This is a genomic window from Pseudomonas sp. MDT1-16, assembly GCF_054898115.1.
This window is the reverse complement of the sequence record NZ_CM142717.1, coordinates 1,960,890-1,981,616: the sequence shown is the minus strand read 5'-3', so window position 1 is coordinate 1,981,616 and position 20,727 is coordinate 1,960,890. Positions and strand designations below refer to the sequence as shown.

Below are 20,727 nucleotides of genomic sequence, written 5' to 3'. Positions count from 1 at the left end.
TGGGCTCCTCATGGAAATCGGGAGCACAGCATCAGCCGTCAGCTATCCGCTTGGAATGTGGGGTTCATGGATCCCTTACGATCCAGTCACTCAAGGGATGCTAAAGATACTGGTTGACGAGCTTTCCCAGGGGCTTTGCATCACGTCCTACCATGACCGTGTGGGCTCTGAGTTAGAAATGCTTCGAACGAACAAGCTAGGTGAAGTAGAAGGGCTGGAAGGTTTCCTGTGCAGCCCTATCGAGATGATGGGAATACCGACTATCTCGCTACCGGCTTTCGTCAAAGAACATGTAGATCAGATCACATTCAATAAGGCTTTTTTTGATGCTCAATATGAGCTTCCGTTTTCCATCCAATTGGAAATTGCCAGCAACGCACCAGGTGGAAAATGGGATAACTCACGCGGCATTGCCGACCTAAATGATGGCAAGGTTCAACATCAATCCGAAGTAGCGAATCTCAACACGGGCATCTTCCTTGAACTTAAAGGGGGCATCGAAGCTTGGTTCATCAATGAAGACAAAACCCTCAATCATCAGCAAATCACTTTGGATGCACTGAACGCGATAAACCTCTGGAAGCATGAACCTGCTTCGCAAGCACTGCCGACATTGCGCATTCTTAGCTCGCTGTATGGCTTGATGCGATTTGACCCAAACCGCCGTTATAAGAATGGAGATCCAAACGATTTCATGGTAGCGGCATCCGCCCTCCCCGTTGCCCATGCGCTTTTTACAGACAGGAAATTTGCAACCCTCTTGTCCGACAAACGAATTGGGTTGGACAAGTTTCTGGATTGCACCGTGGTGAGTGGTTTCGAGGAAATGTCTCAATATCTCAAAGAGCAGATTTAATCAAAGAAAGGTGCCGAAGCCTCTTTCGCCCACACCACGATCTGCCAAGCCAGCCGCGCATCATGCGCGTAGAGACGAAATGGGGCAGATTAATTTTCCCTGCTCTAACGTCCGCTTCTGGCCGTTTGCGAAGCGCCTATTTCCGTACAACAACACGATTGAGGTAGTGACAGTCAGTTTCCCGGTTGAGAATGTCAATGATCTCTTCAAGGGCAAGTTTTTTGTGCAAGCCGACTTTAAAACTAGCGCCATTTGTGTAAAAAAGGTCAGCATGGTCCAGGGGGTGTTTGTGGTCGTCCCTTCTACCCGGATCATGGTCGAAGCGTAAATACCCGTCTTCTGCATCAAGTAGCCCGGACAACACTGGCCAAAACTCAGCTGATGCTCCGCCTTGATCTTCAAAGTGTTCGGCCAACGCCCACTCATTCACCAACCCGTTGTTTTTGAGGAGCGTTGCCATTAGTACAATTTCGGACGAAAGCTTACTGTCAACATCGATACCGGCTGGAGTTCTGACAGTGAATAAATTTTCTTCAGTATCAATTCTGAATGGAAAAGCGATCGAAAATGTCTTTGCGCCACTCAAGTAAAAAAGCCTGCTCATTCTCGAGTTATGAACATGAATCTCTGCCGCAGTGAATTCCTCTGAAGGTGGAGTATAATTAATGATTAACTTAACCGCATCCATCCATATACGGAGAACATCAAATCTGCTGCGAATGGCTTTTGTAAAAGTTTCCGCTTGATATTTGTCAACCTTAAAAATATTAACCGTCATTTAAGATTATTCCGACGTTATCTTTTGAGCAAGCTTTTGGATTTCGGCTTTTGATGCATCTGCGTCGAGTAACGACTTCATCGCAATAAGATAACGAGGTTGTCGAGATTCTGACACTCCGAGTTCTAGGAGAATGTCTAATACAAGATCATCGAAAGATTTCAGTCTGCCGTGCCATTTAACTGATGCCCTTATTTGCTCTTGCTCTCTCAGCGGCGGAGGCGTCACTCTTAGAACGCCATCTTTCGCTATTTTTTCAAGACCGGCTTGCACCTTGTCGAGAGTTTGATTCATTACTCCATTTGGAATTAAAAAATACGTTTTTAGGAAAGATCTGGTTATTGCCATGTAAAGCGCATTTCGGTGATTGAACGACTCCGAAAGATGAGAGGTAACGCAGATCACAAACGGGAATTCTAAGCCTTTAACATGGTTAGTGTTACTAAGAAATAGCTCTCCATCCTTACTAGGACTACCTGACTCATAGGCCTTGTTTACGGGCCAGCCGATCTCCCTTGGTATAAGTTGAGCGAGCACATCAGACATCTCATATATCGACTTACCTCTGTCAACCATAATAATTCCAACATCATTCGCAGTGACGTTTGAATATTGACTCTTTATTTCCCTGATACACTCAATTATCTGCAGGCAGCTTTGCTGGCGATACTCTCCATTCAACCGGATTAGTTCTACGCTTCTACTTTCCTGAGATATATCCTCGAACCTGCTGATGGGCTCGCGCTTTAATATCAACTCATTTGTAAGCGGATCAGTCGAAGTTTGATATCCGCAAGCATCTAAGTCGTCGTGATCCAGCCAGTTTAGCTTTCTATCTTCGAAGTAGCCCATTGCCAATGCCTGCGCAAACATTAGCGTTGTTGGCGCTGTTCTGTAGCATTTGCTAAGCGTGAATTCCGCTTTTGCACCTGCGTCTTTTCTTTCGTCGAAGATACTTTGAAAAATATCGCCAGCAATAAACAGAGAATTTTTGGTGGCGATTTCACACAATTCAAAAAAACTTTCAGGGAAGTCTTGGCTTTCATCTATGAGCATGTAGTCAAATACATGGACACCACCTGATCCGCCTTTGGCTTTCAAAGACTCTAAAGAGAGAGTACACGCTCTATCAAAATCCGTAGATCGAGACCAAGGGTGGCATGGAATATCGTACGCACTACAAATTGCAGCGTAGGCACCAGAGTAAGGTTGACCTGTCGACCCCCACGCATGGACGCAGAGTAGTCTCTGATTCCACTCAATCTGCTGTTCAACCTTCATAAAGTTAAAGAATTTCGGAATTCTCGCTCGGAGGTTGGCCGCTAAAATTTTATTATGACAAGTCATTGCAATTTTCGAACTGTCGTCAGAAACGTACAACTCTTTTAGTTTATGAAGTAGTAGCTCAGTTTTACCCGTGCCAGAAAGGCCTTGTATCCTGACCTCTTTCTGCTTCAAGTCTTGGTAAACAAAACGAGTCTGATCTCCATCGAAAAGCAGAATATTACGCTTGATTCGATCTAAATCATTTTCCGGAACATCGATCCCAACACGCTCAATATCGTTAATACTTCCGGTGGCTAGCGATACGAGCAGCTCTGATAGTCTCTGATCTTCTGGATTACTCAGCATCGAAACTTCAAGATACTGTGCGATTGTGAATTTGTCAGCATCTAGCTGTTGGGAAGTTAGAGCGTCTTGCCATCGCTTAGGTCTACCTATCTTGTCTTTGTAGTTGAATTTTGTCGAGATGTAACCTATATCCTCCACGAAATCATCTGCATAGTCAGATAGTGTATCTTTACTTTCGTTATAACTAACGAATACAATTTTTCGCTTCGGAATCAAAATAGCAAAGCATCTGTCCGAGTCATAGCTACCCTTAACTTCAATGAGCGGCTTGTCAATAACATAACATTGAATATAATTTTGGGCACACCAATCAGCAAGCTGATGCAAAAAGCCTTCGATTTCCGGACCTGTTTCAATGCTACTAAAGATATAACTGCTCATATTGTTCTCTGCTTAGAAAGGAGCTGGGGCGACCATCTATATTTACAACCAAAAATGCCCAGCTCGGTATGACCTGATGATGGCCCAACTGACGAACCACAGCAAGGATCCGCCAAGCCACAGAGAGATAAGTCTGGTAGCTGTTGCCTCGGTCTGTCTGCGATTGATGTGAAGGTGCCCGTACCCAATGCTCCGACCTGGCGAGCAAATCAAATCTTAGCGTTCCCTTTTCTAGCCCTAGTCAGACTTTAAACGATTGATGCCCACCCTGCGGCATCTTTGAAGGTGATAGGCCGTAAGACGTCTCTGCTTTGGCAGTTTCTGCATTTCCTCACCGTCATGCATCCCTTGCCGACAGGCAGCAATTGGTCGATAGCTGCCCTTCATGACCTTAAATGCGAAATCCAAAAGGTGAATCTGAGGACCTTCAGAATTTACCAGATAGGCTAAGGATTTAATACGTCAATGGATCGATCGCGTTCCTACGTAAATTTCAAGTCTGCTGACTAACCAAAACACCGGCAGATTTTACGTTGCAATGCAGGCTTCAAAACGGTGTATGCGTTTTCACACCCGCTCTTCTTCATTACCATCGAAGTACACAGGCAGGAAAAGGGAGCTGGATACACGCTAAAACTGATTAACCAGCTTTATACCAACCGCAAGGCGATCGACTCTGTTCTGCAAGAGCTGGCCGCTGGGCTAGAACGCGCGTGGGTCTCTCCGATCCCCGAGCGAATCCATTACATCAAACCGGAGCAGTCCTTATACGAAGAGGCCCGTGTACTGTTCCAGCGCGTTGCCAATGCGATGGACCTCGGCGGCAAGATCAGCCTCTTCTCCTCTTCTGCCGACGCCTCGACAATTGAGGTCGGGTTGTCCAGCCCCCTATCCCAGGCCGCCTATGAACGTTCGGACGAGGCTTGCTCAACGACTACGATGAGATACTCGAAGCACTTAAACATGGCGGTTCGGCCGTGGTTGAACTGTTCGAGGGCATCGTTGGCGGCAAACTGCGCGAGAACCCAAAGTCCATTGCTGCGGCTGTAGAGACTGCTTGGGATGCGCTTCCGATGGTAGACCGCATGGTCTCCGACTCGCCGCTCCCGCTCCCGCTCAACGAGGCGCCGCGGCGCAGCGCAAGGTACTGATTGCCGTACGACAGCTGGAGGGCAAGATCGTTGTCGTCTCCGGCCCGCCGGGGACCGGAAAAAGCCACACGATCACAGCGATCGCTGCCGACTGTGCCTTCAATCGGCGTTCCTGCCTGATGTTGTCGGATTAGACTGAGGCGTTAGACGTGGTTTACGACAAATTGTCGGAAGCCATGTCACGTGTTCGCCACGATAGCGACTTCCCGAATCCGATACTTCGGCTCGGCCAGCAGGCCCACAATTTCCGCAAACCGACCTCGAACCAGGCGGTGACTCAGATCGGGGCCTACACCAAAGCAATGAAGGCGAATCAACCCAGGCTCGAGGCGGAGCTCAAAGCCGGTCGGATAACTTGAAGGAGCAGATCAAGCTGATCTGTGGCTACGTTGGGCGCTAAGCGGCATCGCCAATAAGGAGTTCCGGCTTGACCAGGCCGGCGTCCATGCAGCGACGTAGCACTTCATTGAACAACCAACGAAACACATCACTGTCCCGAAAACGCCCGTGTCGTTTTTTGGAAAACGTCGAGTGACCGAGTACTTCATCTTCAAGGCTCAACCGGCAGAACCAGCGTCTCGCATGGATAACATGCCATTGGTCTCGAGCGTGGGAATCGGGCCGGTGCCGAGGTGAGCAACGTATGACTACCGCGCCGAGTCATGCATTCTTCAGTCCTCGCGGCCTAGACTGCTGAACCTTTTTGGTCTTGGAATCGAAGATTTCCCACGTAATGCAGCTTTGACGAATTCGGCCGCTAGTTCAAGGCTCTCTCGATCTGCCGCGTATACCGCATCTATAAGCCTGATTCTGGCTTGTCGTTTAACCTCCAATATCTCTTCGACACAGGAGTCTTCCGAAAGCTTGTTGTCTTCACTCATATGATGACCCGCGCTGAGGTTGCTTGCCAAAATCACAGACCGATCGTAAGCCTGTTTCCGCAATTGACATAGGGCGCCATGACCTAAACGGCTGAACGGTTTTGAAGTCTGCGCAAGGGAGGAAATGTGTTGAGCGACTTATCCGTTCTGTTGCATAGACCGGTTGAATCCACAACCAAAAGCAAAGCCGTGCGTGACAGAGCTCCACTGACATTAATAGGCGACGCTAATGGCATGCCGGCCGTAAGTATGAGCCAAATGAGACAGTGCGTGGCTGCATATCGGCGTTAGAACTGAACGGCCAGTCAAAATGCAAACCCTTCTGCGATCTGGATCAACATCTCCTCAACCCGGCGCGCACCTTCGACGGTGGAGAGCATCTCTCTGGGGCTTTTGCCCGAAAAGCGGTCCTTCGATTCGGAGAGCCAACGCTTCGCCTTTTCATGATCCGCAATGAGAGCCTCAGCCATGGCCGTGATGTGTACCACCCGGTACAGACGATCACTTTCGTCGGCCGTCAGTAACTGACCGCGCGCCAATCTTGTTTGGAGGGTTTTGGGGGGAATAATCTGGTCGCGCTCTAGGGCGCTCAATGTTCCACGATCGCAAAGAGCCTTGACACTGTTTGCCGAGAATCCTGCTTCGATCATCCTGTGGATATCCTGATCCGAGGCGCCTGTGGGGATATGGAGAAGCGCTTCTAACCGTACCCGATAGTCACAGTAGGCAATTTCACGCATAGCTTGAGCGAACATAGGTCACCTTCGTAGATGTGTATTTTCCATAAGCATCCGGCAACCTTCGCGTCATGTGAAGGTGGGTTTGTCTGTAAATAATTTTAGGTTGTACAAATGATAAAACCACGGAGCTGCACACTGAAAAAATGACTGCACAGGCCCGGCCCTTAGCACAATGAGTTTCCATGAACCCGGCAGACTTCCGCACCAGCGTTTCTCAATTGTCTAGCCCCGTTGCGTTCAGACAGATGCAACGACGGTAAATACGAGACAAAGAGCCTTGAACATTTCTCAAGCAGCGGCATCGCCGCCCGCAAAAAAGGTCAGCGTCAGCGGATAAAGTGTCGGTCGATCAGCACCTAGCCCAGCCACATTCGAAAAGCAGTCGCGCTGTTGGAGTGCTTCACCTGCCCTGTAGATTTGCGACAGGCCAAAATCCTCTTGAGCCGCGCTGATCTGTGTATGAGTATTTGAGAAATGGCACCGGCAGATCCGGTTATAGTATTTAGCCTCAGTAGCCAACGCAATGAGATGTCCTCCAGCCGTTGCGTGCCTAATTCACGCTGACCCGGTGCTTAAACGCAGAGGACCTCCGCGCAGCGGAGATGCATGGTTTGACGCAAGAAAATGGATTACGGGGTCAACGTCACAACGGTCGCTGTGTTTAGCTGCCGTTCTTTCCCGATAAGTGGCGGCCTGCAGTTTGATGTCAGTAACGCGAGCCTAATGCCTGAAACTGAGTGTCTCTCTATGACGGTTCAAGCGGCTATTTTTGACGCATTCGGTACTTTGGTAAAAATCAGTGAGGGCACCCACCCCTATCGGGCCATTCTCAAGCTTGGAAGGGATCAAGGTCGACGGCCGAAACCGAGTGACGCGGAACACCTCCTGTCAATGCCAATGGACCTCAGAAAAGCCGCAGTCTTTTTTGGCATCCATGTTGACCCGGACAAGATGCGTCGATTAGAGGCCGACTTGATAGAAGAACTGGCCAACATCCAGGCCTACCCTGACGGCCTTGAAGTGGTTGAGGCGCTTCAGTCTGCGGGGGTGAGAGTGGCGGTCTGCTCCAACCTCGCTAAGCCCTACGCAGCCGCCATTGAAAGACTGTATCCAAGTCTTGATGGCTATTTCTACAGTTTTGCCATCGGGGCGACCAAGCCGTCGTTCGAAATATATCGGCACGCGACAACCATGCTATCCATACCCCCTGGCGACACCTGGATGATTGGTGATTCCAAACGATGCGATTGCGATGCTCCCAACAACTACGGCTTCCATGGCTACTTTCTCGATAGGACAGGCAGCTACGGTGATCAAACGTTGCGTCCATTTGCAGAAAATGTTTTACACCGACAACGAATAACCCTGCGATAGCTAAAAAATGCTTCCGGAAGCAGAACAAACCCTATGGATACTGGTCGCTGGTTGTGTGAGGGGCCAATCGATACAGGGCAATAAAACTACCGCAAACCTCATGGCAGTGCAGCCGATGCGGCGCCAGGTCAATCTTTTGTTGCAAGCCCCCTGCCGGAAGTGCCACTCATCAGGGCCCACGCTGATTGGCGAGGTGCAACGATAGTCATAACTGCAGTTTCTCCTTGCTCAATTCTCGGTTGCTGGGGCGTAGAGCTGACGATATTCCCGACCGGTCATCATAGACACACCTGATTACCCCCCCTGTAAGCAAGATAAAGGATATACAGCGGCGTTTTGAACTACGATATCGTATTATTATACCGAGTAAACGTTATACTTTTTCGAAGTTAGCTTCCATTATTGGCAGCAAAAGCGAGAGCGGCGTTCAAGTCCCTAAGGGCACCGAGTCGTTATCGATTGGAGAGTCGGTCCTTACCCTGTAACACCACGTTAAAAAAGTCGCGACAACCGATGAACGGTAATCACCTAGGGTAACATTGAATTACCCCGTGTGATGAATCCTGATAAACAAGCGTTCGATTACTGGTTTTGTACGGTGTAATTACATGCAACGTAATACAGGACGAAATCGTCGGAGGGGAAATGGCTCGCGAAGGCATCAATAAGCAATTGGTGCAGCAAGCGAAAACGGCACTGCTGGCCCAGGGCAAGCGCCCGACCATCGATGCCGTGCGCATTGCGTTGGGCAATACCGGATCCAAAACCACGATCTCCCACTACCTCAAAGAACTCGAAGAAAAACCCAGGGACACGCTCGAGCGCCTCACAGAACCGGTAGCGCGGCTGATCCAGGGCTTGAGTGAACAACTGCAAGTCGAGGCCGATGAGCAGCTGAATGAGGCACAAGCTCAATTTTTCCTGGAGAAAACGCAGCTCCAATCACAGGTGCAGAGTGCGCAGAAAACCGTGGAAGTGCAGCAGCGCACTATTGATAAACTAGAGACGCAACTGATCAACGAGCAACAACAGCGACAAGAAGAAGCGGCTCGAATGGAACAACAAATAATGGAGTTATCACTGGCGCAACAAACTATCCAGGAATTAACCAAACGGTTGCAGGATCAAAATACGCATATAGCAATACTTAACAATGAAAATAAGCATGCCAGTGAAACCCTTGAACAGTTTCGCCAGACCCTCCAGGAGATGCACGAAGCCACCCTGCAGCAGCAGGAACGACAAGTTGCACAACTAGCTGAAGAGTTACGACGCAACTCCGACATACTCATGAGCACGCAACAAGAATTGGTCGAACTTCATCGTGAGAATGCCCGACTGCTGGAGAAACTCAGCGCCGACCAATGTTTAAATCATGAACAATAACAAGTACTCCATGCACGGAATCACCGTTTCGAGCAACTTAATCAGTTTACATGCAGAATTCGGAGGGCAACATTAAAATCATTGACCTGCAATTGGTTGATCTGGCAACAACGCACGGAAACTAACTGCGTAGGAACAAACAAAGTGGAATAATTCACTTCTCAGAAAGTCTCGCGCCCCCCCCCCGCGCCCCTCATAGTCTCACTCTTGGGCGGTATCGATCCGCGCGGGCATGGCAAAAAGTCCACACAGCTGCCCGGTCACGCCCGCGTAGTCGAAAGCCCATGAAGCCGGGCCCACGAAATCTTGTGTCCGTTGTTGGCCCACACCGTCAGAATGCCCGTCAAATCTGTGCCATCACCCACCTCCAAAGTGTCGACACTTCACTGTGAAGCTTGCCCGAACTGAAAGGTTCGAGCTCACAAAAAGGTATGTACGATGTTAACAAACAATTCAAAACATAGGCACTGACAAACCTACAACCTATTGTATTAATTGAATTAATACCGATTGTCGCGTGCCAGTAGACGATGTGTACTATAGGTGTACTCTTATTTCTACTAGGTTAATTCATCGTTTGCTTAGGTGTTCAACTGCCCGCGAGCAACGGGGTAACGTCATTCACAAAGCCACTTGCGCTTTGTCATCGCCAGCAGGGTCGAGCAATCACCCTAGCCACCCTGACCGCGTAGGTGACAGTGTATGGAGGGCAACCTTCATGTGGAATGAACATGCATGGATGGCCGAGGGCTCAGCCCCCGCCCGAGACATTGGGCGGGGCCGGTATGGCCGCAACACGATCTATTTCCCTTCGATCAAAAATAATACGCAATTGGTGTGCGAAAGCGCTCTTGAAGCCGACTATTGTATTTGGCTTGAGTGGGATAGCGATGTCAAAGCTTACTACCCCCAGCCTTATACGTTTCGGTGGACGTGCAAAAAAGAAAAGATGCGATACACACCGGATTTTTATGTCATTCACCTGAACTCACCGAACCACTTTACCGAAGTTAAACCGGATTTTAATAGGACATCTAATAAATTCAAGCTTACCCTCGAATCCTTCATTGCTCATGACGACCATAAAGACGTTCATCTAAAATTAGCTGATTGTACAAGTATTCATCAACCAATTCGCCTTCAAAACCTAAAGCTGCTGTACAACCGACTGCATCGAATTACGGGTTGGGAGGTCAACCAACTACATGAGTTCTTATTGACCCATGATGATAGCCTAACCATTAATGAATGCTTGGCGTCCCGGCACCCTCCATCGATTCGGGCATTGTCCATGGCCATTTTTACAGGTGAACTGGTAACCAATTTAAATACACCATTAACACCCCAGGCCATGTTGACAAAGAGGTCAGGATCATGAGTAACTCTAATGTAATTACCGTCGGCGCGCAGTATCAATTGGACGGGCGAATCTATGAAGTCATCAACATCACTGAAACACTTATTTCGCTTCGCGACGTTCATGGCAAGCGCGCGCAATATTTTAGTCCCGATGATTTTAAAGGGGCGCTCTTTCGGAAAGAAATCACACTATTTCAACACGCCCCATTACAGGAGTCGACAGCAATCTTCTTTACCAACTCAGAAGATCCACGTGTTGTTGAAGCACGACGAAAATATCATTACGTCCAAGGTTTGAAATCCCTGTTTCAAGGGTCACTTCCCAAAAAACTTAGCTTAATCGAAATTCAAAAACTGGCAAAGCAGTATGGCGACGCTTCTCCTCCAGGTTATTCCAGCGTCTGCAAGTGGACCCAGCTTTGCATGAAGAACAACTGGTTGCCGTTTTCACTCCTTAAACAAAAAAGCGCCGTACCTCGTGGAAAATTAACACCCGATAACACCGCATCGATTATCGACCGCTACATCACGGAAATCTATTTATCAGATCAGCAAAATACAATCGTTTATGTACATAGACTAATAAAAGGACAGATAATCCACGACAACATCGACCGACGCGAAAATAACGCCAAACTCATTCATCAACCGTCACTGAGCACTGTCCGTCGCCGAATCATTAAACTATGTGGTTTTCGCACGGACACTTGTCGTCTAGGCTCCCGCTTAGCGCAAAAAAAAAATAAATTTGGAGAGATGTGGTCAGAACCCGAAAGGTTGCTGGAACAAGTAGAAATGGATTGCACACCTGTCGACGTGCAATTGGTTGACAAACAAGGGTCACCAATAGGGCGCATTGCTCACCTGTCTGCAATGTTGGAAGTAAAATCCAGCAAGATCATTGCATATGAACTATCTTCCACTCCTCCCTGTGCAGAAAAAACGCTCCGCGTAATGAAAATGGCGCTCGAAGCCAAACTCGGAGAGGAATTGCACCGCGGTAAAATGCAGGAATTGATTGTCGACAATGGTATTGAGGTCGCGAACAGTACGATTAAAAACATCGCGCAAGTATTGGGCATTCAGATTCGCTATGTCCCTCCCAAAACGCCGGACGCCAAACCGCACATCGAACGTTTCTTTAAAACGATGAATACCCAGTTCATCCATGGGCTTCCAGGTACGACATTCTCCAACCCAGTCGAACGAGGAGATTACGATTCGGAGGCCAAAGCGTGTCTAACATTGGAACAACTACAAAACTATTTTAGCAAGTGGCTAGAGGGTTTTTACCATAACAACCCCCAAGGCGGCCAAAAAACCTCTCCTAATGAAAAGTGGGATCGGGCGATCGCTCGTCAACTACCACCTGAAAAATTTTCAGAACGGGACCTAGACCAACTTCTTCGTAACGTCCATAGACGAACCATTTCAGGAGGACGCGTAAAATTGTTTGGATTGCAATGGACCGGCCCAGGACTTGCGGAAATGGAGCGCCGTCTGAAGCCAGGGCAAAAAGCCACGATTTACGTCAATAACAGCAATTTGGGTGAAGTATTTGTCGCACTCTCCGATCGTACAGAAGAACTATTTCGTGCGACAGCCACACTTCCCGCCTACCAGAATAACTTAACACTGTACGAACATGACTTAGTAGCACGCTGGATGACACAGCACAATGCGCAACTCTCCCCCAATCTTGCCATTCGCGTTTTATACGAAATCCGCCAAGAACTAATGAGAGATGTAGATCTTTTCGCAAAAAGCAGAAAGCAAAAAACCAAAATCCATACCACCCACAACGCTAATCTTACATCGATCCTGGACGGAGATCGGCCTAAAGAGCCGATGTTTGTCGATGAGCAGGGCCATCCTGCCAATGAACTGTATGAAACGTTCTATATTTCAAAACCGACTTAGGACTAACAAGCCACCCGACAAACAACCATTTACACCTCTTCTACCTTCCCACCACAACTAAGACAGGAATAAAAATTACTAATATTCAAAATACGGCCAATGCGAAGAAATATAAAACCTCGCGCCATTCAAGCCATACCTCTGGTCTCACTCCGGATGCTACAACGCGCGAGGAAACCGAGTTATCATTGTAGAAGAACTTCAAACAATAGAAACCACACACTCAAAAGTACAACACAGCATGTGTGACTGGTGAAAAATATTGACGAATAGCTTTGAGGGCTTAAAGATATGAACAAGGTATCCGATGTGCTTGGAAAGTTCAACAGATTCACTGTTCAGCACCCCAGGTTCAAACTGGCTATCCAACGGATAATGGAAAGCATCGAAACCACGGCCGAATTGGGCGAACCGGCCTCGGCAATGTTGCTTGGTGAGCCTGGAACTGGAAAATCCAGGGTATGCAAGCGAGTAAAAAACTTATTGGGTAAACCTCAGGAGGAAGACCGTTTCGAAGGCCGAATAAAAACGATACCTTGTTTATATTGCAATATACAAGCAGACCCCACCACCAAAAAACTTGCCGAACAGATGCTTTGCGGGCTTGGGTATTTCCACAGTTCGAAAAACAATCGGACACTTCTAGATATCGTTATTACCCTGTTAGATACCTGCGAAACCAAACTGGTGATAATCGATGAGTTCCAGACCCTCGCCGACAAGGGAGCAGCTAAGACTAAAGCGGCGATGTGTGATTGGGTTAAAACGCTGCTCAATGAAAGCCATATTGCTTGTTTACTTTCAGGAATTCCCACGCTTGAGGACATCGTTGACGACAATGAACAACTTTCCCAGCGATACCCTTATCGCGCAAGACTAAAAAATCTGACATATCAGCGAAACAGTCTTGAAATAGAGTCTGAATGGACGATCGTACTTGCGAAGTTAAGTTCCGCGATGATTGAACTAGGGGAACTCACCGATTACATTTTTCTCTCAGATGAGTATTTTGCATTAGCCACCTATATCTATTGCGCCGGCAACATGCGTGGCTTGCGCTTCATTTTAAACGGCGCGTTCAAAAGAGCATTAACTCGAGGAGACCATTCATTAACTTGCGAAGACTTTGCCAAGGCGGCGGATGAAATCATCTTCAAAGGTCGTATTAGGCCGGATATTAATCCATTTACCACACGCGACTTTGAACTTACTCGAATACTTAATAAAATTTCATGAATTATTTAGTGTATGTGCCGCGACCGCGCCCCTTTGAAAGCCCCACAAGCGTTCTTATTCGTACGGCCAAAAAAAATGGCTTCCTGAATGTGCACCACATGACAAGCATATTATTACCAACAGGTTCAAAACGCTGGTTAGATTTACGCCTTCAATCAGGCGCATTCTTTAAGCTGATGTGCACTGAAGCGCCAGGTCTAACAGAAGAACTTCGGCAAGTCTTTTATGATCAACCACGAAAACACATTTGTCGTAGCGCTCCGATTTTGGTTGATGGTCATGAGGTTCCGGCAAGCTCACTTATGAAAGAGTTTCGCCCATGCGCCTATTGCATTATCGAGGGTTACACAAGATCCCCACAAGATTTAAACTTCTTTGATGAATGTCCCTATCATCACGCTCCATTTATTACTGAATGCCCCGCCTGTTCTGCGCACAATTACTGGTATAACATCAACGGCTACTCTTGCGCCTGCGGCTTCAACTTCAAAGATCGTGTAAATTACAAAAAAGCCAAGCCATTTTTATTCGCCCTGACGTCGAGTTTTGGTCAACAGAACGTGATAAGATCGCTTAACAAATATTTTGACAATCACATATTAAGGTGCAGCTTTGCAAGTAGTAATTGCCATGTGCCCACGGCTTTTTTTGCCAACCCTTTGATAGAGTCTTTACTCACAATTGAAATTAACACTTATTGCAAACTTCCACTCAGGGCATTTGAAGCACCTTGGCACAATCTAAAAAACGAGAAATTACGTTTCGAGATCCTCGACTTTCTATTCCAGTGCAAACGAGATAAGACAGAATGTCAATCCCCCAAGTGCTGTAGCACTGTCAAACTAAACTTCTCAGAATTGTGCTACGCCTGCCATGTCGAACACCGCCGGGCGAGAGAGATGATCCGACAGGGAGTCGTCGAGACCATCACCATTCAAAATTCCAACGAAATCTATTATGGTTCACCTGATCTGTGCACAATCATTCAAGAAGAACTAAGTAAGCCAATCAACAACAGCTATTCAAAACCAAGCGAAGCTCTTTATCTCTCGGCATCTCAGACCGCTGACAGACTGCGCACGACCACGACAGCCGTCTTAAACTTAATAAGCATAGGCGTTTTTTACGGAGCGTTAAAAAATCATAGAGCCCATTTCATACCGAAAACGTCAATCGATGACTTCACAACTAATTACATCACGGCCGGTGAGATCGCCGAAACCTATCGAGTCCCAAGCAAAACGGTTACTACCCTCATGCACAAACTCAACATCCCTCCAATCCTAGAATCATTAAGCGAGTGGATACCTTCTATTTACTTAAGAAACGCAACCAACAAGATCCTAACACCGCATTTATTTGCCACCCATCGCCGCCATAGTTATAAAGGAATATCAGATGACGTATGGCTTTATAGAAAATCCAAAGAGCTTTCGTTAGATATAAGAACCCTTAAAGATCTCCTTCGCAATCATTTTAAATGGCTGCCGCCTTACTCCACGCTATCTTCTCGACAAACAAAACTTATCGATACATGGCGAAAATATTACCGTTCATACGCTGAAGTCAAATGCGCTTTAGAGATCAGCCACGGAATTATAGGCACTCGCTTTTCTTCGACAAACTTTATTTCTCCTCAAATATGGGGAATAACGAACTACATCCACACCGATGACGTCATCAGAATGTCAGATCACCTTGAACACTACTTCTCGGTAAGCCAAGCTGCTGAAGTACTATCCGTTGGAAGAAACACAATATACTCGCTTATCGACCTAGGCATGCTGAAAACAGGCACGCCACTCTTTTCCCGTGCCCAAAGAAAAATCATAATGATCGTAAGAGACCAAGACGCCTTCAAGCTACCGTTATCTAAAGGATTCGACGGACAGTGATTCAACCATAGCCTTGAAGACAGCGATGACATTTATCAAATAAAAAACAACCCCTTCTAGCACTTTTGGTTCTCCCAGCAAACGCTAGTTATTGCATGTTAGGTACCTGCCGTATACCTTGGCACAAATCTTTCAGCAGATGGAAAATTTTAAAAAAAATCTCATACCTATTGAATTTTTCATTATACTGTTTATTGAACTCTGTTTTGCATCCCAGTAGAACGCGCTATTGACTCTCATATCTATTGAACAGTTACGTATGGTTTCACCCAACTGACCACCACCGACAGTGCCGATGGCGCGCTGCAACAAATGCTCAAGGCTGTGCAACCGTTTGATATTCTTTTATGCGATCAATGTCTGCCCGACCTCTCCGGGCTCGAGCTGGTTGAATTCGCCAGCCACCGGGGGATGATTAGACAGGCAATACTGTTAAGTAGCCTGACATCCGCTGAACTGGACGAACTTGAAAAAAAGGCCAACGAACACGGGCTGCCACTATTGGGTTACTTGATCAAGCCGCTGAAACAATCAGAATTTAGGAACTTGTTGACCTTGGCCTCACTGTAAAAAACGCACACCAAACGCACTAAAAATTTCGCACAAATAGAACTCGAAACTTGCAACCCAACACTTGCAACACCTCGAATGCCCCTCAACAAACTTCGCCCTTCTTCATAAAAAATCCAGTTGATACGTAGTCCTATTCCTCTTCATCTGTAGGAATCATCCTATATTACCGCTACAGGTCCGTCAGTTCATGCGTCACCTCAACTATCTGAGCTAAGGTGCGCGCTTTATTTGAGCTCGTATGGGATTTGATTATGAACTCCGTTTTTATTGTCGACGATCACCCGGTCATCCGCCTTGCCGTCAGAATGTTGCTTGAACATGAAGGTTACAAAGTCGTCGGCGAAACTGATAATGGGGTCGATGCCATGCAGATGGTTCGCGAATGCACGCCCGACCTGGTCATTCTCGACATCAGCATTCCCAAATTGGACGGGTTGGAAGTTCTCGCCCGATTCAACGCAATGAGTACCCGTCTCAAAACATTGGTGTTAACAGCGCAGTGCCCGACACTTTTTGGTATTCGCTGCATGCAATCCGGCGCATCGGGCTATGTGTGCAAACAGGAAGACCTGAGTGAACTGGTCAGTGCTATAAAAGCCGTATTGTCAGGTTACAACTATTTCCCAAGTCAGGCCTTGAATCCTGTTCGCAGTGATGACGCGCGCTTTACCGACCTGGAACTGTTCAAGTCAGTCAATGACCGAGAACTGATGGTATTGCAACTCTTTGCCCAGGGACGCACCAACAAGGAAATTGCCAAAGGTATGTTTCTGAGCAACAAGACTGTCAGCACTTATAAAAAACGCCTCATGCAAAAACTCAAAGCCAAATCCTTGGTTGAACTCATCGATATGGCAAAACGTAACGCCTTAGTGTGAGAGACAGGATGCCCAGTCGTATAAAGGATTATCTGACACTGATGGCCGCCGGTTTATGCCTGAGCACCTCAGTGCTCGCTGCGCAGACCGTCAGCGAGAACTACACCCTGCTCAGTCGCTCAATGACCGGACACCAGGAAGTCCAACTGGATAAATTACAACGGCAATGGATCAAGAATAAACGGGAACTGATCCTTGGCACGTCAGCCCCGGACTACCCTCCTTTCGACCTGACCACCAGTGGTCACGACTACGAAGGTTATACCGCTGATTACGCGGGCCTCCTGGGTACATCAACCGGTTTGCCAATCAAGGTTCTGCGCTTTGCGTCCCGGGAGGCCGCAATCAAAGCACTCGAAAACGGCGAGGTCGACTTGCTGGGTAGCGCCAATGGATTCGAAGCACATAACGCCGACATTGTACTTTCCACACCCTACGCCGTGGACCAGCCGGTTCTGGTGACACGCGAAGGAGAAACCAGATCCTTGACCGATGGCCTGGCCGGTCTACGGCTGAGCATGGTGTATCACTATTTGCCGCGGGAAGAGGTCAAGGCAATGTATCCGAGGGCGATCATCACGTCCTTTCCGTCCTACCAGAATGCGATCAATGCAGTTGCCTTCGACCAGGCTGATGTTTTTCTGGGAGACACAATTTCCACCCATTACATGATCAACAAGGGCTATCTGAACAACATCCGCATGGCCAACTTCGGCAAACACGAAGCCCACGGTTTCAGCTTTGCCGTGCGCAAGGACAACCCGCAATTGCTCGGGATCATCGACGCAATACTCAGCGCGATCCCCACCAGCGAACGCGATAACATCGCCAAACGCTGGAGTGCCGGCAGTGACATTCTTCTTACCGATCAAAAACTGCAGCTCACCCACACCGAGGAACGCTGGCTGGCACAACATCCGGTAGTCCGTGTGGTGGTCAATGAGGCCTTTGCGCCGCTGACGTTTTTCGACAGTAATAACAACTTTCGTGGGGTTACCGCGGACTTGCTCGAGCTGATCAGATTGCGCACCGGGTTGCGATTCGACGTCCATCGCAGCCGCAGCGATGACGAGATGATCGAGCAGATCAGGGACAATAAGGCCGACTTGATCGCCGCCCTGCTCCCCAGCGCCCAACGTGAAACGTGAAACGACGTTGAACTTCACCCGCCCCTATCTGCAAGACTCCTTTGTCCTGCTGACTCGCAAAGCCGCCGACAGCCCGACAAGCCTTGAGCAGTTGCAGGACAAACGCCTGGCTATCGCCCAAGGCAACCCCCTGGTGGATTACCTGCGCAGCGAGTTTCCGCGGATCAGGCTGATTGAAACACCCGACGCATTCAGCGCCGTGGAGTGGCTGGCCGAGGGCAAGGCAGACGGCGCGGTGAACTCACTGGTGATTGCGAACTACTTCATCTCATCGCGGCTCTTTGAGCACACACTTCAAATCAGTACCACCATCGGTACCCGCGAGGCCGCGTTCTCCCTGGCCACAGGACGAGATACCAAAGAACTGAATTCCATCCTCAACAAGGCGCTGCTGAGCATTGCGCCGCAAGAGCTGGGCATCATCAACAGCCGCTGGCGTGGCTATTCGGCGTCCTCGCAAAGTACCTGGCGCCTCTATCACCGAATGTTCTACCAAATTATTATCGGTTCCGGGGTGCTGCTGCTGATTTCCTTTGCCTGGAACGCTTACATGCGTCGCCAGATTAAGCAGCGTCAGGCGGCCGAGCGCGCATTGAACGATCAACTCGAATTCATGCGATCGCTGGTCAACGGTACGCCTCATCCCATCTACGTACGCGATCGCCAGGGACTGCTGCAAAGTTGCAACGACAGTTACCTGGAAGCCTTCTGCGCGAAACGTAAAGACGTCATTGGCAAAAGCGTCATGCAGGGCAACATGAGCAATGCGTTCGAAGCCCGGGAATATCAGGCCGATTACCAGCGTGTCGTGGCCGAGGGCATACCGCTGATTCTCGACCGCGCGTTGCACATCGGCGGCCGCAGGCTGACGATTTACCACTGGATTCTTCCCTACCGTGATTCGAGCGGTGAAGTGCAAGGCATCATCGGCGGCTGGATCGACATCAGTGAACGGCGGCAACTGTTCGATGATCTGCGCTGCGCGAAAGAGCGCGCCGATGAAGCCAACCGGGCCAAAAGCACGTTTCTGGCGACCATGAGCCATGAGATCCGCACCCCGATGAATGCGGTCATCGGCATGCTCGAACTGACGCTCAAGCGTATCGATCATGAGCACCCGGATCGCCCTGCCATCGATGTGGCGTACAACTCGGCGAAGGACCTGCTGGAACTGATCGGGGATATTCTCGACATTGCACGGATCGAATCCGGGCGTCTTAGCCTGAGCCCTGAGCGCGTCAATCCAAGTGAAATCGTGACCTCGGTCGTGCGGGTCTTCGATGGACTGGCACGCCAGAAAAATCTCCGACTGCTGCTGGAGTTCCGCCCTGACAATTCGGAGTTTGAAGTCCTGTTGGACCCGATGCGCTTCAAGCAGGTGCTGTCCAACCTGGTCAGCAACGCCATCAAGTTTACGGAGCATGGCCAGGTCAGGGTCATCGTCGACCTGCAGTCCACCGCCGAACCCGAGCGGGTTCAGATGCTGTTGCATGTTCAGGACAGTGGCATAGGCATCAGCGAACAGGATCAGCAGCGGTTATTCGAACCCTTCGCTCAAGCCGATAATTGCGCACAATCAGACAGAGGTGGCGCAGGACTGGGTCTGGTGATCAGCCGCAGCCTGTGCGAGATGATGGGTGGCAGCCTGCAATTGAGCAGCCAGCCGGGTGTGGGCACTCAAGTCGAGGTTTCGTTACACCTGGCAACACTGCCACTCGAGCAGGTGCCGGAGACTGTTGAAGCGCACATACACACCACGACGACCCCCTTGAACGTTCTGGTGGTCGACGATCACCCGGCCAATCGCTTGCTCATGTGCCAGCAACTGGAGTTTCTGGGGCATCGATTCAGCGTCCAGGCGGATGGCGAAGCGGGATACGAGGCGTGGAAAGCAGAGCCGTTCGATCTGGTGATTGTCGATTGCAACATGCCGATCATGAACGGATACGAACTGGCCCGCGCCATTCGCCGACAGGAACAACAAACGCAACGCCCGCCCTGTACCGTTCTGGGTTTTACCGCCAACGCGCAACCGGAAGAAATACAACGCTGCAAACAAGCCGGGATGGACGACTGCCTGTTCAAGCCCCTCACCCTGACAGCCTTGAGTCAGTGGGTTGAAGGTATCAGGCCGACCGTCCGCGATCCGGCGTTCAGCCTGCAAGGGCTGCGTCTTTTGACGGGTGGAAATCCGCTATTGGACCAGCGATTGTTGGCCGAACTGTTGAACAGCAACCGTTTGGACCGACAAGAATTGCTGGCCCTGTCCCTATCCAAAGACCCACAGTCATTTCTCGACGTCGCCCACAAAATCAAGGGCGCCGCCCGAATCGTCCAGGCCTCCCGAGTGATCGACAGCTGCGAGGCGTTGGAAAAGGCCTGCCATGAAGTGTTCCATCACGACGAGGTGGCCGATTGCAGCAAGGCTATAGAGCGCGCCATGCTCGAACTGGAGCAAGCCTTGCAGCAACAAATTGGCCAAAACGACAACAGCAGAATGACAGAGCCTTAACTATGCTAGGACGCTGAGCAGTGTGTT

At 49.0% G+C, this 20,727-nt stretch carries 12 protein-coding genes and 3 pseudogenes; 11 read left to right on the top strand and 4 right to left on the bottom strand.

Annotated elements, in window-relative coordinates; translation table 11 throughout:
- The first annotated feature begins 10 nt into the window (after window positions 1–10).
- A complete protein-coding gene (locus ACYZT3_RS08975; RefSeq protein ID WP_462031899.1) occupies window positions 11–856 on the top strand; it encodes a hypothetical protein in 846 nt (281 codons plus the stop codon).
- Between the two features lie 136 nt (window positions 857–992).
- Here ACYZT3_RS08975 and ACYZT3_RS08970 read toward each other — a convergent pair whose 3' ends face one another.
- Complete coding sequence (locus tag ACYZT3_RS08970; RefSeq protein WP_462031898.1) at window positions 993–1,634, bottom strand: hypothetical protein; 642 nt, start codon at window positions 1,632–1,634, stop codon at window positions 993–995.
- A gap of 6 nt (window positions 1,635–1,640) precedes the next feature.
- On the bottom strand, window positions 1,641–3,647 hold the full coding sequence (locus tag ACYZT3_RS08965; RefSeq protein WP_462031897.1) for an ATP-binding domain-containing protein: 2,007 nt from the start codon (window positions 3,645–3,647) through the stop codon (window positions 1,641–1,643).
- A 923-nt stretch (window positions 3,648–4,570) separates the two neighbouring features.
- Here ACYZT3_RS08965 and ACYZT3_RS08960 point away from each other — a divergent pair.
- Window positions 4,571–4,798: a hypothetical protein gene (locus ACYZT3_RS08960; RefSeq protein ID WP_462031896.1), complete on the top strand. Its 228-nt coding sequence runs from the start codon at window positions 4,571–4,573 to the stop codon at window positions 4,796–4,798.
- Between the two features lie 399 nt (window positions 4,799–5,197).
- Here the strand turns inward: ACYZT3_RS08960 and ACYZT3_RS08955 are convergent.
- Window positions 5,198–5,443 (bottom strand): annotated as a pseudogene (locus ACYZT3_RS08955) (transposase); the annotation flags it as partial.
- A 541-nt stretch (window positions 5,444–5,984) separates the two neighbouring features.
- Window positions 5,985–6,434: an antitoxin Xre/MbcA/ParS toxin-binding domain-containing protein gene (locus ACYZT3_RS08950; RefSeq protein WP_462031895.1), complete on the bottom strand. Its 450-nt coding sequence runs from the start codon at window positions 6,432–6,434 to the stop codon at window positions 5,985–5,987.
- Between the two features lie 732 nt (window positions 6,435–7,166).
- Between ACYZT3_RS08950 and ACYZT3_RS08945 the strand changes: the two genes are divergently transcribed.
- The 9 genes and pseudogenes from ACYZT3_RS08945 to ACYZT3_RS08905 all read left to right on the top strand — a co-directional run bounded on the left by ACYZT3_RS08945 (window position 7,167) and on the right by ACYZT3_RS08905 (window position 20,700).
- Entirely contained in the window at window positions 7,167–7,793 is a 627-nt protein-coding gene (locus ACYZT3_RS08945; protein WP_462031894.1) for an HAD family hydrolase, read from the top strand.
- Window positions 7,794–8,438: 645 nt separating this feature from the next.
- Window positions 8,439–9,179: a DNA-binding protein gene (locus ACYZT3_RS08940; protein WP_462031893.1), complete on the top strand. Its 741-nt coding sequence runs from the start codon at window positions 8,439–8,441 to the stop codon at window positions 9,177–9,179.
- 718 nt (window positions 9,180–9,897) lie between these two features.
- A complete protein-coding gene (locus ACYZT3_RS08935) occupies window positions 9,898–10,557 on the top strand; it encodes a hypothetical protein (RefSeq protein ID WP_462031892.1) in 660 nt (219 codons plus the stop codon).
- Window positions 10,554–12,458: a hypothetical protein gene (locus ACYZT3_RS08930; protein WP_462031891.1), complete on the top strand. Its 1,905-nt coding sequence runs from the start codon at window positions 10,554–10,556 to the stop codon at window positions 12,456–12,458. The genes ACYZT3_RS08935 and ACYZT3_RS08930 overlap by 4 nt, the downstream gene beginning before the upstream one ends.
- Before the next feature lie 291 nt (window positions 12,459–12,749).
- Window positions 12,750–13,694 carry a TniB family NTP-binding protein gene (locus ACYZT3_RS08925; protein WP_462031890.1) on the top strand — a complete coding sequence of 315 codons (945 nt, stop codon included), beginning with the start codon at window positions 12,750–12,752 and terminating at the stop codon, window positions 13,692–13,694.
- On the top strand, window positions 13,691–15,589 hold the full coding sequence (locus ACYZT3_RS08920) for a hypothetical protein (RefSeq protein ID WP_462031889.1): 1,899 nt from the start codon (window positions 13,691–13,693) through the stop codon (window positions 15,587–15,589). Before ACYZT3_RS08925 ends, ACYZT3_RS08920 begins: the two co-directional genes overlap by 4 nt.
- A gap of 255 nt (window positions 15,590–15,844) precedes the next feature.
- Window positions 15,845–16,159, top strand: a pseudogene (locus ACYZT3_RS08915) (response regulator); the annotation flags it as partial.
- Between the two features lie 254 nt (window positions 16,160–16,413).
- Entirely contained in the window at window positions 16,414–17,040 is a 627-nt protein-coding gene (locus ACYZT3_RS08910) for a response regulator transcription factor (RefSeq protein WP_282380117.1), read from the top strand.
- Window positions 17,041–17,048: 8 nt separating this feature from the next.
- Window positions 17,049–20,700 (top strand): annotated as a pseudogene (locus ACYZT3_RS08905) (transporter substrate-binding domain-containing protein).
- Window positions 20,701–20,727: the final 27 nt, after the last annotated feature.

What these genes read in the sequence shown, in the direction of transcription:
- ACYZT3_RS08945 (WP_462031894.1), top strand. Translation starts at nt 7,167, where the DNA reads ATGACGGTTCAAGCGGCTATTTTTGACGCATTCGGTACTTTGGTAAAA.
- ACYZT3_RS08920 (WP_462031889.1), top strand. Translation starts at nt 13,691, where the DNA reads ATGAATTATTTAGTGTATGTGCCGCGACCGCGCCCCTTTGAAAGCCCC.
- ACYZT3_RS08935 (WP_462031892.1), top strand. Translation starts at nt 9,898, where the DNA reads ATGTGGAATGAACATGCATGGATGGCCGAGGGCTCAGCCCCCGCCCGA.
- ACYZT3_RS08910 (WP_282380117.1), top strand. Translation starts at nt 16,414, where the DNA reads ATGAACTCCGTTTTTATTGTCGACGATCACCCGGTCATCCGCCTTGCC.
- ACYZT3_RS08930 (WP_462031891.1), top strand. Translation starts at nt 10,554, where the DNA reads ATGAGTAACTCTAATGTAATTACCGTCGGCGCGCAGTATCAATTGGAC.
- ACYZT3_RS08925 (WP_462031890.1), top strand. Translation starts at nt 12,750, where the DNA reads ATGAACAAGGTATCCGATGTGCTTGGAAAGTTCAACAGATTCACTGTT.
- ACYZT3_RS08965 (WP_462031897.1), bottom strand. Translation starts at nt 3,647, where the DNA reads ATGAGCAGTTATATCTTTAGTAGCATTGAAACAGGTCCGGAAATCGAA.
- ACYZT3_RS08975 (WP_462031899.1), top strand. Translation starts at nt 11, where the DNA reads ATGGAAATCGGGAGCACAGCATCAGCCGTCAGCTATCCGCTTGGAATG.
- ACYZT3_RS08950 (WP_462031895.1), bottom strand. Translation starts at nt 6,434, where the DNA reads ATGTTCGCTCAAGCTATGCGTGAAATTGCCTACTGTGACTATCGGGTA.
- ACYZT3_RS08940 (WP_462031893.1), top strand. Translation starts at nt 8,439, where the DNA reads ATGGCTCGCGAAGGCATCAATAAGCAATTGGTGCAGCAAGCGAAAACG.
- ACYZT3_RS08970 (WP_462031898.1), bottom strand. Translation starts at nt 1,634, where the DNA reads ATGACGGTTAATATTTTTAAGGTTGACAAATATCAAGCGGAAACTTTT.